The sequence below is a fragment of the Streptomyces sp. NPDC029292 genome, assembly GCF_055569295.1.
This window is the reverse complement of record NZ_JBVHXR010000043.1, coordinates 23,272-37,663: the sequence shown is the minus strand read 5'-3', so window position 1 is coordinate 37,663 and position 14,392 is coordinate 23,272. Positions and strand designations below refer to the sequence as shown.

Below are 14,392 nucleotides of genomic sequence, written 5' to 3'. Positions count from 1 at the left end.
GCCTGCTGCGGTTGCTCTTGCTTCCCACCTGGCACTACTTCCTCTGGAACCTCATGTCCCAGTCTCCAGGTGTCCACGATCAAGGGGAAGGTTCAAAGCGGGCCTACGCCTTCCATGGCACCGTCACCGTCGCAGCGATCCGACTCTGGCTGCGGGCCTGATCCGTCGGACGGACTTAGTTCCTGGGCGTTGCCCGCTTGGAGAGCCAAAGCGCGACGATCAGCGCGATGGGATAGGCGGCCGCCGACCATGGCTGCGACACCCAGTGCTGGGCTCCAACTACCAAAGCAGCGAGAGCGAGCCAGCTGAACAACAGCCATGGCCGCTTGACCACTCCGCCGCACACCGCGCCCAACCGGCTTCCAAAACTCTGTCTGCCCGCAGGTTCGCCTGACCTCGCTGATCCCATGGCCGGACCCTAGCCACTCACAGAACGCGTCACCAGCACGCCCATGATCCGCCGGACAGCCCTAGACGCCGCTGAGCCGTGCCCGGCACGCCCCGGGCGCGGCTCGGCTAGCGGGCGAGGGAGCCGTCGTCCTCCCGGCTCACCTCGTGGTGGCTGCCGTCGGCACGGGGAAGGGGCTTGAGGTCGACCTGGATGCGGTGCGTGGCGTCATGGCTCACCGAGCCGCCGAGCCGTGCCTCGACCACGCCCAGACGCAGGCCCGCCCCGCCCTCGCCGGCCCGGTGGAACTGCACCGAGAACTCCAGGCTGACCTGCTCCACACTGAACCGCCAGTCGCTCTCCGCGCCTTCGGCCTGGGCCCGCGCCAGCTCCGCACGCACCGTGCCGATGGCCTCCGCAAGACCGACCGGTTCCACATCCCCCATGTCAACTCACCGCCGACTTCCGTTGATTGACCGATCCAACCTGGTCACAAGTCTAGGGACGCAGCATGCTCCGCGCGTAGTCTGAGACCCCATGGGGGAACTGCGTGCGGACTGGAGACTCAGGCTGCGGCGCGAGGACGCTCACGGCCCCATCTGTGGCGCTGGCGTGCTCGTCGACCAGCACACGGCACTGACCTGCGCACATGTGGTGGACCGCCCGGACGCCGTGATGTGGTTGGAGTTCGCCGAGAACAGCGACCTCGAACCGGTGGCTGCACGCGTCCTGCCCGGCGGCTGGCTGCCGGACGGCGAGCGCGGCGAGGACGTCGCGGTGCTGCGCCTGGACAGCCCGCGCCCGCAGGCGCGCCCCGCCCCGCTGGAGCGCACGCTGCGGGGCGGCATGGAGGTGTACGCGACCGGTTACGCGGTGGGCTTCGACGACGGCATGAGCCTGTGGGGCCGTATCAGCGGGGCCAGCGGCGAGCGGGTGCAGCTCGACGCCGTCACCAAAGCGGAGGTGGTGCGCAGGGGCTTCAGTGGCGCGGCCGTGTGTACCCGGCCGCACGAAGGACATCCCGCGCGCGTGGTCGGCCTCGTCGCCAGCTGGCGCGGCGACATGGGCGAGCTGCTGCCCGAGAAAAACCGGCTCGCCTTCTCGTATCTGATCCCCATTGCGCGCATCTGCGAACTCTCCCCGCTCGTTGATGAGTTGAGCAGCCCGTCCGCATGGGATCGCGACTTCGAGGAGCGGTCGATCCGGTGGTTCGAGGACCCGGACGAAGACCCGGTGAAAATCACCGTGGTGACCCCGGGCAGCGGCAAGGACCGCTCGCTGCGCCATCTGCTGCACCGCGCCCAGGTCGTCTATCGCGGCGGCTCCAGCAGGCCGGATCTCGCCGACCACACCCTGGAGCAGATCACCTTCCCGACCGGCGAGTACCTGGCGTACTGGTACTGGCTGCTCGGCACCAAGCCCCGGCCCGCGCGGGCGGCCGACCGCGCTCCCGTCCGCCCGGTCACGGTCCTCGTCGACGGTCTCGACGAGGAACCCGAGGCGGGTCCCCTGATCGAACTCCTCGTCCGATTACGGGTGCTCGGCTTCCGGCTGCTGCTCGTCTTCCGCCACGAGGGCGGCACCGGCTGGAACGCGGCCCGCGACCAACTCCTGCGGCCCGCGCTCCTCGGCCATGCGGACGCGCTGGTCACCCGTCTGCAGACCGTTGAGTTCAGCCGCGCGGTCCGCCGCGGCGTCGTCGACAGCGCCTCCCTCAGCGCAGCGACCGAGACGGCCGATCAGCGCCGGGGCGAGCTCCGCGGGATCGATGGCCTGGCGGACCCGCACCGGCAACTCTCCCGGCTGCGCGGGCTGATCAAGACCCTCCGTGCCGACCTGCGGCACCACGGAGGCCAGGTATGAGGGACTCCGCCCGGCCCGGGCAGGGGAGGAGGACGAGAGGATGACGGCCTGCCCGCACCGGCGTTTCACCGGAGCCCCCTGCGGCGGCACCGTGCTGCCCACCGGCTACTGCGCCGACTGCGGCCGCGCGGAGAACGCCCCCGAGCTGCCCGCACTGCCCGAGGACCCACGGGACCTGGGCCCCGGCAAGCTCCTCGCGCTGCCCGAGCGCGCGCCGCGCCCCCCTGAAGAACGCCTCATCGACCCCGACGCGCCGCTGCGCATCAGCATGAGCTGCTCGTCCGCCGAGTGCGGCATCACCTTCGCCCCGCCCTACACCGAGGGCCCGGTGCCGACCAAGGGGTACTGTCCGGTCTGCGGCAAGCCCTACTCGTACCGTCCCGAACTCGCCAAGGGCGAGAAGCTGCGCGACCAGTACCGGATCATGGGGCCCATCGCGCACGGCGGCCAGGGCTGGGTCTACCTTGCCGAGGACACCCATCTCCATGACGTTGTCGCCGTGAAGGGCCTGCTCAACCGGTACGAACACGACGGCGCCCGGCTCGCCGACGTCGAACGCCAGAACCTTGTCGCGATCCGCCATCCCCGCATCGTCCAGATCCGCGACTTCGTCGCCCGCAGCGACGACGACGGTCAGGTCACCGGCGGCTACATCGTCATGGACGACGTCGGCGACGGCACCCTCGAGGAAGTCGTGGAAGAGACCCGGCGCGTTGAGACGGTCCTCGATATCGAGCACGTCGCCGCGTACGGCTGCCAGATCCTCGAGGCCTTCGTCCATCTGCACGCCGGCAGCGAACGGGTCTTCGTCTACGGGGACATGAAGCCCTCGAACGTCGTGCACCACGGAGACGGCGTCAAGGTCATCGATCTCGGCGGCATGCGCGAACAGGGCCAGAACGAGCCCCCTGCCCATGTCACTCCCCCTTACATGGCGCCCGAGACCGCGTTCTCCGCCGGACCCACCGTCGCCCACGACCTGCACACTGTCGGCGTCACCCTGCAGGAACTCGGCCGCTGGGCCGTCGACGTGGTCCCCGGCCTCGGCACCGCCTCCTTCTGGAAGGTCGTCGAGCGTGCCGTCCGGCCCGACCCCGGCAAGCGCTTCGCCGACGCCCGGGAGATGGCCGGCCAGCTGCGGGGCTCGCTGCGGGAGATCCGTGCGCTGCGCGGCAAGAGCGACCCGCCCGAGCCCTCCGACTACTTCCGGCCGTCCCCGCAGCTGCTCGGCGCCCGGCTCGGCACGGTCCCGGGCATCGAGCACTGGCTGGACCGCCCCCGCCGCTTGCGGTACGAGCCACCGGTGGCCCCCGCCCTCGACCTGGGCGCCCCCACCCCCTCCGAGATCGCCCGCTGTCTGCCGGTGCCGAGGCGTTATCCGGGCGATCCGCAGACCGCGCGGTTCGAGGTGAGCAGCGGCTACGACCCGGGCCAGCTCCTCGACCAGGAGGGCAAGGAGCCACGCTCGGTGGAGATCTGCCTGCACAACGTGCACGTCCTGCTGGACCGGAACACGGAGGACGACCTGAATCGGGCCCAGCTGGAGCTCGACACCGCCGACTCCATCCCCGGGCCGTCCGCCGTGCGCCGGTGGCGGCTGGAGTGGCACCGCGCACTGCTCGCACTGCGCAGCGCCGGCCTCCACGCCGACCCGCGGCAAGTCGCCGAGGCCAAGACCCACTTCGCACAGGTGCATCTCGAGCTGCCCGGCGAGTACGCACCCAAACTGGCCCTCGCCTACTGCGGAGAGCGGCTCGGCGACGACAGGGCCGGGCCCACCGCCAAGGAACTGTACGAGGCCGTGTTCGCCCGCAACCCCGCGCACGGCGGCGCCGCCCTCGGCCTGGCCCGGCTCGCGCTGCGCGCGGGCGACCGCCGGGCGGCCCTCGACGTGCTCGGCCGGGTCCGCCCCGGCACTCTGGACCACACCGTCGCCCGGATCGCCTCCCTGCGCATCCGCGCGGCCCGGCTGCCCGGAGACGGTGATCCGCTGCCCGCGCCCGCCGACGTCGACGCGGCGCTGGCCGAACTGGCCGGGCTCGTGGACCAGACACCGGGCGCCGGTGAACCGAGCCTGTCCGAGGACGAGGCGCTGCGCCTGATCACCGAACTGCACGAATGGAAACTGGACGCGCTGCACAGCCTCAACGACCGGGCCGGCCCTGCGGGAGGGGATGCCGGACGGCTGTACGCCCGCAGCCTGAGACGCATGACCGCGCCGGAACGCGAGTTGCGCAAACAGATGGAGTCGCACTATCGGCAACTGGCCGCACGCCACCGGGAGTCGGCCGCCGCCCACGAACACCTCGTGGACCTCCTGCACGCGGTACGGCCTCAGACCGTGTTCTGACGGGCCGACCAAACGGCAACGACAGCCCGAACGGCACCCCGCGCGGTCCGGACGGCGACGAAGGGGAAGGAGCGGTGACGTACGGCATGAGCAGCCACACCCTGCCGCCACAGCCGGACATCCAGCTGCACGTCGACCTCGACGGTGACCTGCGCCCGCACCGCAGCGCGAAGATCGAGGCACATCTGCGGGTCGACGTGGCCGCCGAGAGCGCTCCCGTCGACCTGCCCGCGGTCGAACTCGCCGTGATCATCGCGGTGGACGTCGCCGAGGCCAACCGGCCGGCCGTCCGGTACGCCCTGCCGACCGCGCTGCGCGCCCTGCCCGAGGGCATCTCCTTCACCGTTCTCGGCAGCGGCCCCGAGCCGGTGCGGTGCTATCCGCGGGGCGAAGCCGAGTGGGCCGTCGCCGACGGTGAGGAGAAGCGGCGGGCCGTCTTCGCAGCAGGCTCGCTCCCGCTGCACCGGGACGGTCCGCGCCCCGCCGGGTACGCCGTCTGGGCGGCCAGGTCACGCGCCCTGCTCACCGGCCGCCCGCTGTCCGTACGCCATCTGGTGCTGATCACCGACGGCAGCAGCGCCCCGGGCGAGACTCGTCTCGGGGAGGAGCTGGAGGCCTGTGCCGGGCAGTTCACCTGCGATGTGTTCGCCGTGGGTGCGGACTGGAATCCCGATCCCCTGCTGACCCTCGCCGAACGGCTGCACGGCACCGCCGAGTTCGTGGACGAGGGGCTCGGCGGGGCGATCACCGGCGCCATCGAGCGGCTGCGCCGGGTGCACACTCCGCAACTGCCGATCGAGGTGACCGTGCGGCCCTCCGTGCGCCAGGTCTCGCTCGGCGAGAAGGCGCCCCGGCCGCGCCGCCTGGGCGGGCTGCCCCAGCCCGACCGGCCGCACTGCTGGAGCTTTCCGACCTTCCAGTGGGAGCAGGGCAGGCGCGACTACCTGCTCACGCTCGTCACCGACGCCGACGCCGACCCGCTGGAGACCGACCTGCAGTTCGCCATGGTCTCCATCGGCGATGTCCATGCGCCCGTCATCGCCCGCTGGCACCGCCCCGGGCAAGCCCCCGCCCACGTCTCGGCGGGCGCCGGCAGCGTGCGCTTCCTGACCGCCACCGCCGTCATGCGGAATGTCCTGCGGGAGGGACTCGAGGCTCTCCAAGAAGGCCAACGGGATGTCGCCGAACGCTGCTTGGGCCAGGCCGCAAGCCTGGCGGAGAAGTTCGACGCGGAGTGGGTGCTCAACGAGATCCGCGAAGTCGCTGTCGTCGAGGACGCTGCCACGGGGCGGGTCCGGCTGCGCACCGCCATCGACGCCTACACCGACGCCCTCGGCCCGATGATCCTGCGCGCCGGGTCCTATCCAGGCGGAACCCTCACCGACACCGTCGTTCCGCGGCCGGGCCCGCGCTGCCGTCACTGCTCCGCCCCGGCCGGGAGCGAGGCCCGCTACTGCATCGGCTGCGGGAAGGAACTGCTGTGACGACCGGACGCACCGCCTCCTGGCGCGGATACTCCCTTTCCGCCTTCTGGCGGGAGCGCCTGAGCCCCTGGCGGACCCGCCGGCTGCTGGAGGTGCACCTCCTGGTCCTGACGATGTGCGCGACGGTGGCGGTGGGCGCCCTGCTGCTCTCCTACCACCAGACCCAGCGTGGCGCCGAGGCGCTCTCGTCCCGCGAGGCGCCGGCCGTACAGGGGCTCGCCGCCGCGCGACTCGCAGTGCTGCGTGCCGACTGGGAGACCAGCGTCCTGGTGAACAAGAAGCTCGTCGACGTCGCGGGCTCGGGCGAGAGCTACCGGTCCCAGCTGTCCGCCGCCGACCAGGGCCTGTCCCGGATCGCGGACCGGACGGACCAGGACCTCGGCACCGTCAACGGTCTGCTTGCCACCTACAGCAACTCGCTCAACCTCGGCACGTCCATGTACCGGGACCAGCCCCTCATGCAGAAACAGAAGCTCAAAGAGGCGAGCTCGCTGCTCACCCGCCGGGGCGTGGGACTCGTGCCCCGGCTGAACCAACTGCAGCGGGTCCAGATGAAGTATGCCGAAGCCACCGCCTCCATGGGGTGGGTGCAGCGCAGCGGCTGGTGGATCGCCGAACTCGCACTGGCGGCGCTGGCGTTGACCCTGCTCTCCGCGCTGTTCGTGCTGCGCGACCGCTGCGGCCGCGACTGGAATCCGTACCTGCTCGCGGCCTTCGTCCTCACCGTGCTGCTCGCGGTCGTCCCGCTGATGACGACGTCCTCCACCGAGGACGACCTCGACAACGCGTTCAGGGACCTGCAGACGATCACCGCGGTCTCCCGTCACAGCTGCTGCAGCCCGGGGCTGGACGTCGCGCAGCAACAGGTCACGCAGAAGTCCGAGGAAGTGCGGCGGGAACTGGCCGATGACACCTGGACCGACAGGGTGTACCGGGGCGCCTTGATCGGCGGCCTGCTGGTCGTCGTCCTGCCCGCGACGGGGCTCGTTCTCCGGCTCGACAGCGACTACTGGAGGCGGCGGTGACCCGGCGGTTCAAGGTGCTGGTGTTCGTCGTGGTGCTGCTGCTGACCGCTGCCGCGAGCATGGTGGTGGTGTGGGCGGAGCGGGACGACAAGGAGCCGGTGACCATCCTCGGGACGTGGACCGGCACCCAGGAAACGCAGTTCAAGGAGGTGCTGCAGAGCTTCGGGATCCCCTTCCGCTACCAGGGCACCGCAGCCCAGCGCGAGGTGCTGCTCTCCAAGGTGCAGTCGGGGGAGCCCCCGGACATCGTGATCATGCCGGGTATCGGCGAACTCGCCGAATACGCCGGCCAGAACCGCCTCAAGCGGCTCAACGGCCTCTACGACCCTCACCAGTACGGCTCACCGTGGAACACGGCGAGCGCGGCCTCCCGGGACGTGTACTGGGTCCCGGTCAAGGCGGACCTGAAGAGCATCGTCTGGTACCGCCCGGGCCACCAGCCCGCCGACTCACCGGCGCCACTGAAGAGTTGGTGCATCGGCATGGGTGACGACGGCGCCTCCGGCTGGCCCGGCACGGACTGGATCGAGGACCTGGTGCTGCAGCGGGAGGGCCCGGGCATCTACGGAAAGTGGGCGCTGAGCAAGGACAAGAAGGTGAAGTGGTGGACCAGTGCTCCGGTGCGCAACGCCTGGCAGGCATGGGCCGGTCTGCTCCAGCAGAACAGGGCGGCGGCCGCGCACGCCCTGCTCACGGATCACCGCGGTGACCCGGGCAGCCACGGGCTGCTGTTCGACGGCTGGGGCGGATGCACCCTGGAGCACCAGGGCTCCTTCGCACGCTCCTTCTACGGAGAGACCGACTCGAAGCAGGCAGGCCTGATGGACTCTGCTCCGCTGCTGCCCGGCGGCCGGGACCCGGTCGAAGCCCACGAGGTGACCGGTGACTTCGCCGCGCTGTTCAGCGACCGCCCCCAGGCCCAAGACCTGATCGAACGGCTGGCCTCCAAAGAGGGCCAGCAGAAATGGGCCAAGCTGGCGGACGTCTTCTCGGCCAATCGCCAGGTGCAGCCGCAGGGCGGCCCGGTCGAACACGAGATCGCCAAACGGCTCACCGGTGACGGCCCGCGCTGCCTGGACGCCTCGGACGTCATGGCACCCGCCGTCCGGGACGCCTTCTACGAGGCCGCCCTGCTGACCATCGCAAGGGCCGCCGCCGGGCAGGACCCCGACATTCCGGGACTCCTCAAGGACGTGCAGGCGGTGCAGGATGCGCAGCCCGACAGAACTGCGGCACCGCAGACGGTGTGCAGTACGCAGTGAGCACGTCGCACCGGCCCTCCCACTCCACATGGGACGCAGGCAGGTCACACACATCGCGCCCACAACAGACCGCGGGAAGGTCGGACCATGTCTGGCCCCTCCGGCAGCGCCGCCACCCGCCAAGGCACGGTTCGCGCGCTGATCGTCGACGACGAGCCCGAGCTCACCGAGTTGCTGTCCGCGGCGGTGGCCGAGGCGGCGTGGCGGCCGTTCGCGGCGCAGGACGGCCGCGGCGCGCTGCGGATCGCACGTGACTGCGCCCCGCACCTCGTCGTCCTCGACGGAATGCTTGTCCCGCTCGGAAATACGATTCCGGATCTGGCCTGCAGCTTCTCCGCGCGGGGCGACGGCCTCCACGGCGCCCGGGATGATCCTTCGATGCCGCTGTCCATCGTCACCGCGCTGGTCCGAAATCTGATCACGGTGCCCGCTGGCATCCTGCGCAGCCGCGTGGCCAAGGATGCGGAGGTGTTGGCGCTGCGGCACGAGAACGCGGTGCTGCGCCGTCAGATCGCCCGGGTCCGCTACGAGCCCGCCGACCGGATCTGGCTCGCCGTCCTCTCCCGGCTGGTCCCGCGCGAGCGGTGGCGCAGGCCTTCGCGGTCACGCCCGCGACGTTGCTGGCCTGGCACCGGCGACTCGTCGCTCGGACGTGGACATTCCCCCGGCACCGTTGCCCGGGCCGGCCGTCCACCGCATCCACCGTCAAGCAGCTCATCCTGCGTCTGGCGCGGGAGAACAGCGCCTGGGGCCACCGGCGCATACAAGGCGAGCTCGCCCGCCTCGGCTACCCGATCGCCCCGTCCACGGTCTGGCAGATTCTGCAAGCCGCCGGCATCGATCCCGCCCCACAGCGCTCCGGCCCAACCTGGCGTCAGTTCCTCACCGCCCAGGCCCACGGCATCATGGCTGCCGACTTCCTGCACCTCGACACCGTGGCGCTCAAGCGCCTGTACGCCCTGGTCTTCATCGAGCACGACACCCGGAGCCTCCATCTCGTCGGCGTCACCGCCCATCCCACCGCCGCGTGGACCTCCAGCAGGCCCAGGAATCTCGCCATGACGCTGGGGTGCCGCATGGACTCGCTGCGCTTCCTCCTGCGGGACCGGGACAGCAAGTACACCGACGCCTTCGACGCCGTCTTCCAGGCCGACGACGTGGAGATCCGGCTCAGCCCGCCCCGAGCACCGAGAGCGAACGCGATCTGCGAGCGAGCCGTGGGCACCCTACGCCGCGAGATCCTCGACCGGATCTTGATCTACAACGAGGCCCACGCCCGAGTGGTCCTGGCCGAGTACATCCGGCACTACAACGGGCACCGGCCCCACCAGGCTCGGCGGCAACTACCCCCGAACCACGCCGAACCACCCACCCCGGCCACCGCCACCGACCTCCAGACCCACCGAATCCGGCGACAACCCCTCCTCGGTGGCCTGATCAACCAATACCAGAGAATCGCCTGACCGAACCTGACGGGCAGGGGCCATGGTTGCACGGCCGTCTTCGTCTCGAGCGTGCTCACGCAGACCCGCTGGCGCTGATGCCGAAAGAGGAAGCGGGATCGCGGCCTGACGCGGCCTGTGCGGCCGTGCGATGGGCGACTGCGGTGGCGGAGGACAGTCCGAACCGCAGCGCTGCCACCATCAGCGCGGTGACCGTGCCGAGGATGGCGATGCAGTACGACCTCGAGCCCGTGATCCAGTAGGCGTGACTGACGGGTCCAGCCGAGCGCGGCCAGCCCGCACAAGGCGGCGCCGATGTACGCGCTACCCTCTGTCGCCGGCTGGTACCAGGTCTTGTTGCGGGAGTGACCAGCCTGACGCACGGTCAAGCTGGCGTGAACGAGTAGAGGTCGATGCCACCGCTCGTGTTCTGACCCGCCAGGTCGACACTGTTCTCCGCCAAGACGCTCAGGACTGCTGCATGGACATTCTTTAGCACAGACTGTGCGGCCTTAAGAGCCTCATCCTTTGGGAAGTCCTCCAGCCAGGGTTCATGGGCGGCGGAATATCGCAAGCCGAACGGCTCGGGAAGGGCCAGAGTCCCGCCAAGCCGACTCGACAACCGTGCTGACCAGAAGGTAAAGGGAGCTCGGGCCATGAGCGATACGCTTTCAGTGATGCCCATGGGGGACTCACTGTGGTAAAAGCGACCGACCTTTGTCACCTGAACCCAGTGCGATGCCGGAGGGTCGAGCAGGTGCGATGCTACCGGCCCGAGCATGTGCGCATCGACGGTGACTCGGAGGACCCAGTCTCGGATGACGATCTTGATGAGCAGCGTGAGGATGTGGTGGCCGCCTCGGAGCGGGGATTGAGCCACAAGGAAATACCTTGCTGTACCGGTCGCGGCAGCTTCGTTGGACAGACGCTGCAGCTCCTGGGGCTTCAACCTGAAGCTTTCGATGTCTGCAGTTCCGTCCGGCCATGAGAGCGGAAGCCCTCGGTAGGGGAAAGCCGCCCAGTGGTCGATGGTCAACGGCGTGCCCTGTGCGTCGCGTGTATTCCTCATCAGGTCTGCAACACGGCGTACAACATCCCAGTTACGGAAGGGAGTGAGGCCACGGTCGCTCCTGTCGTGCAGCTCCTCTTCCAGGGACCAAGTGCCCCACCGCGGGCCGATGCCAAGAACTGCACCGGCCGCGTCGTAGAGGACAACGTTGCTGTTCTCCTCCGCTTCCAGGCGTGCAAGTGCCCTGCGCAGACGCTCTGCTTTGATGTCGTCAGGCCCCGTTGGCACCGCGCTGGGAATCTTGGCGCCCGCCTGGCTGCCGTCGTAGACACTCGCAGCCCGTTGCCGCAAGGCGTGGGCTGCCCTCAAGCACACTGCCTTCCCCCCTAGCCAGCCGGCGTAGGGGGCTGCCAGAAGGAGCTTGCAATACCATCCTGCCGCTCCCGGGAGAACGGCCGGTGACGACAAGAGCAAACCACCGAACACAGCTACCGCAAGGATCGGGAGGCGGCCGAGCCGCGGCACGAGCGATCCGATTCGCAGGAAAAGCAGCCAGACGAGAGCACCAGGCAGAAAGAGCCAGCACGTGAGGAACGTGATGAAGGACAGCGTCACGTCGCGGCGTCGGCGAATGGCCCTGGCTTCCAGGCAATGCTCTGCAACATTGGCGGCCGACATCCCGAACGACTGGATGAGCGCTGCACGCCCGTCACCGAGTGTCCTGCGCAGGACGGCCTGCGCATAAGCCCCGCCTGAGTCGGGAGCGAAGATACTGAGGGGGCCTCTTGTCCAGTGCGAGCCGGGAAAGACGTCGAGAGCCGCACCATTCGGAAGAGAGCGGTACGCGGCGGCTGCCAAGGTCTGGGTGACGCTCGGAGCGGCACCCGTTGAGGAGCAGGTTGGCTTACCGGACACCGGCTCATGAGCCGGTGTCCGGGCGCTCAGCGCACGGCGAAGCAGGTCGAGGGTGCCCCTCCCAGGATGCGGCCCTCGATGGAGGACAGGCCGCCGTCTGGCCTTGTAGCTCCGCAGGAACCACAGGGTGCTGCGACGTGACTGCTCAGTTTGCGACACCCGCACCCCCGTCGGCAGATGTCGCCTCAGGTGCGCCTTGAGCCGGAGGGATAGCTACAGGAGGGAGTTGACCCGCTGTCGCGGCAGCAACCGTGGTCTGCGCATTCTGCGAGGAAGAACCAGTCTGAGACTGTGAGGCAGAGCCGTTCACCACATTGAACAACAAGGCGGGAGCGGAAGCCCCGACGACGAGGATTGCGTAAGGACCGTCCACCTGCCCCGATCCTCCAAACAGGAGTCCGCCGACACACCCCAGAACGACCTGCAGTAGGACCGAGTAGAAGTCCTCACGAGGGTAGAAGAACGTCGGCGAAGGACCAGGAGAGTTCTGGCTCAGATGTACACCGCATGCCGCTCGCCAGGCAGCGAAGCGCTGGTAGAAGTCGACCAAGCCTGCCAATGCGCCGCCCGCAGCGCCGTACAGCGCGCACTGCCACAGATTCACAAGCGAAAAACCTCCACGACACTGCGCTCGACGAGCGCAGTGTGCCATGGGGGAGCGATGGGCGGTAGGGCGCAAGAGCGCTGGGGAAACCTGCCCGAGGACGGTCCATCGCCGTGCTCAGACACCGCTTGAACACCTAGCGTGCGGGAGCCTGCCCGGCCGGGCAGGCTGAGCTCCCCAGCCCGCAGACGAATCGACGGGACTGACGCACGTCGGCGCCCGCGAATACGACCCGTCGATCGGCCAGTTCATCAGCGTCGACCCCGTCCTCTCCATCGACCAGCACCAGTCACTCAACGGCTACAGCTACGCCAACAACACCCCGGTCACTCAATCCGACCCCACCGGTCTCCAGACCGTTCCCGCCCAGGGCGGGGATATGGAAGACAACTCCGACGAAAGCCCCGGCGGCGGGGACTCGACAACCAGCGGCACTGCCACCACTGACAGCACCGGTGACGTCGACGACGACTGGTGCACCGGAGCGTGCGCAGCCGCGCTGGGGGGTGGGACGACAGATCAGACAGTCCCGTTCCGAAGCAACCTGTGCGGCGTCTCCGTGAGTTCCGGATGTGACGCAAAGTTCCGTGAGCGGGTGGCGCACGACTAAAAGGAAATGACGGTCCTCGACGACTACTGGAACTGCACGGTCCATCACGACAAGACGGCCTGCGACGTCTCTGGGTCGGCATTCTTCTCCGGCGGTGGAACCTGGGCAGCCAGCATCTTCTTTGCCTTCTCTCACAAGTTGGAGGAGCGGCTTCTCAATCGAGCGGATAACGTATGCCGGAAATCGTGCGGCCAGGGCCGGAGTCGACGAGGCACTCGCGACGAAGCTCTGGACCAAGAACAGGTCCGGACTGGCGGGAGTTCTGAGGGTGGGGGATGGTGATCCGCAGTTCTTGACGTCGGTCACTGCGGTTGAACTCGCAGTGGCGGGTGGGGATCTGACGTTTCATGATCGTTGCGGTATGCCGGAGCTATGAGTATGCGCAGGGCGGCGGGCTGACGCCGAAGAAACAGGCAGTTCGTGAACAGCTGAGGCTGGAGGCCGCGGAGCGGTTCGCGCGTGGGGAGAAGACCAGGGACGTCGCGCGTGAGCTTCGGGTCGGGGAGCGTCAGGTGGAGAAGTGGCGCAGGACGTGGCGCGAGGGCGGGGCGGAGGCGCTGCGTTCGAAGGGGCCGATGTGCATGGAGCTTCTGAGCCCTGCTCAATGGGAGTGTCTCGTGCGGGAGTTGGAGCGCGGGACCCTGGCGCACGGCTGGGACGAGGAGCAGGGCTGGACGCTGGTGCGGATCCGTGCGCTGATCATCCGGTTGTTCCTGGTGGAGTACACGGTGCAGGGGGTCTGGAAGCTCCTGCGGCGGCACGGGTGGTCCCCGCAGGTGCCGGCGAGGCGGGCGCTGGAGCGGGACGACGCGAGTGTCGAGCGGTGGCGGAGCGAGGTGTGGGAGACGGTAAAGCCACCGCGGCGGCCCAGGACGCCTACATCTGCTTCGAGGACGAGGCAGGACAGGGACTGAGGCCGCCAAAGGGGCACACGTGGGCACCGCGCGGCAAGACACCGCAGGTGAGGGTGCGTGGCTCGAACCGGGGACGGGTCTCCGTGGCGGGACTGGTCTGCTACAAGAGCGGTGAACGATCGCGTCTGATCTATCGGTTGCACGTGTACCGGGGACAGAAGGGCGAGGCGAAGAGCTTCGGATGGCAGGACTACCGCGACCTGATCGTCGTGGCGCACAACCAGCTCAAGGCCCCGTGGTCTGGGTCTGGGGCAATCTCAACGTGCACCTGGTCGACGAGCTCGCGCTGTTCTTCGTGGAGAACGAGGAGTGGCTGACGGTGTTCCAGTTGCCGTCGTACGCTCCTGAGCTCAACCCGCAGGAAGGCCTCTGGTCGCTGGTCAAGCGCGGCCTGGCCGACTTCGCCGCCGCCAACCTCGACCACCTGGCCCGCGTCATGAAGCGCAAACTCAAGAAGATCCAGTACCGCCAGGAACTGATCGATGGCTGCCTCACCGAGACCGGACTGATCATGAGCTCCGGATGA

7 protein-coding genes and 3 pseudogenes are annotated in these 14,392 nt (G+C 69.0%); 8 read left to right on the top strand and 2 right to left on the bottom strand.

Translation table 11 applies throughout. The features are described 5' to 3' along the window. Positions 1-516 precede the first annotated feature (516 nt). Positions 517-834 carry a trypco2 family protein gene (locus tag ACZ4WS_RS46735; RefSeq protein ID WP_467990158.1) on the bottom strand — a complete coding sequence of 106 codons (318 nt, stop codon included), beginning with the start codon at positions 832-834 and terminating at the stop codon, positions 517-519. Between the two features lie 91 nt (positions 835-925). On the opposite strand from ACZ4WS_RS46735, the gene ACZ4WS_RS46730 reads away from it, so the two are divergent. From ACZ4WS_RS46730 to ACZ4WS_RS46705, 6 genes and pseudogenes are all read left to right on the top strand, one after another. Further along, positions 926-2,251: a S1 family peptidase gene (locus ACZ4WS_RS46730; protein WP_467990156.1), complete on the top strand. Its 1,326-nt coding sequence runs from the start codon at positions 926-928 to the stop codon at positions 2,249-2,251. Positions 2,252-2,291: 40 nt separating this feature from the next. Next, the gene (locus ACZ4WS_RS46725) at positions 2,292-4,601 is read left to right on the top strand and encodes a tetratricopeptide repeat protein (protein ID WP_467990154.1); all 2,310 of its coding nucleotides are present in this window, start codon (positions 2,292-2,294) and stop codon (positions 4,599-4,601) included. Between the two features lie 86 nt (positions 4,602-4,687). After that, positions 4,688-6,085: a vWA domain-containing protein gene (locus ACZ4WS_RS46720; RefSeq protein WP_467990152.1), complete on the top strand. Its 1,398-nt coding sequence runs from the start codon at positions 4,688-4,690 to the stop codon at positions 6,083-6,085. Continuing rightward, entirely contained in the window at positions 6,082-7,110 is a 1,029-nt protein-coding gene (locus ACZ4WS_RS46715; protein ID WP_467990150.1) for a hypothetical protein, read from the top strand. Before ACZ4WS_RS46720 ends, ACZ4WS_RS46715 begins: the two co-directional genes overlap by 4 nt. After that, positions 7,107-8,372 carry a carbohydrate ABC transporter substrate-binding protein gene (locus ACZ4WS_RS46710; protein ID WP_467990148.1) on the top strand — a complete coding sequence of 422 codons (1,266 nt, stop codon included), beginning with the start codon at positions 7,107-7,109 and terminating at the stop codon, positions 8,370-8,372. The genes ACZ4WS_RS46715 and ACZ4WS_RS46710 overlap by 4 nt, the downstream gene beginning before the upstream one ends. Before the next feature lie 378 nt (positions 8,373-8,750). After that, positions 8,751-9,835 (top strand): annotated as a pseudogene (locus ACZ4WS_RS46705) (integrase core domain-containing protein). 364 nt (positions 9,836-10,199) lie between these two features. Here the strand turns inward: ACZ4WS_RS46705 and ACZ4WS_RS46700 are convergent. Then, positions 10,200-11,438, bottom strand: a complete 1,239-nt coding sequence (locus ACZ4WS_RS46700; RefSeq protein WP_467990146.1) for a hypothetical protein — start codon at positions 11,436-11,438, stop codon at positions 10,200-10,202. A 1,082-nt stretch (positions 11,439-12,520) separates the two neighbouring features. On the opposite strand from ACZ4WS_RS46700, the pseudogene ACZ4WS_RS46695 reads away from it, so the two are divergent. Beyond that, a pseudogene (locus ACZ4WS_RS46695) lies at positions 12,521-12,698 on the top strand (RHS repeat-associated core domain-containing protein); the annotation flags it as partial. 601 nt (positions 12,699-13,299) lie between these two features. After that, positions 13,300-14,392 (top strand): annotated as a pseudogene (locus ACZ4WS_RS46690) (IS630 family transposase).

What these genes read in the sequence shown, in the direction of transcription:
- ACZ4WS_RS46735 (WP_467990158.1), bottom strand. Translation starts at nt 834, where the DNA reads ATGGGGGATGTGGAACCGGTCGGTCTTGCGGAGGCCATCGGCACGGTG.
- ACZ4WS_RS46730 (WP_467990156.1), top strand. Translation starts at nt 926, where the DNA reads ATGGGGGAACTGCGTGCGGACTGGAGACTCAGGCTGCGGCGCGAGGAC.
- ACZ4WS_RS46725 (WP_467990154.1), top strand. Translation starts at nt 2,292, where the DNA reads ATGACGGCCTGCCCGCACCGGCGTTTCACCGGAGCCCCCTGCGGCGGC.
- ACZ4WS_RS46720 (WP_467990152.1), top strand. Translation starts at nt 4,688, where the DNA reads ATGAGCAGCCACACCCTGCCGCCACAGCCGGACATCCAGCTGCACGTC.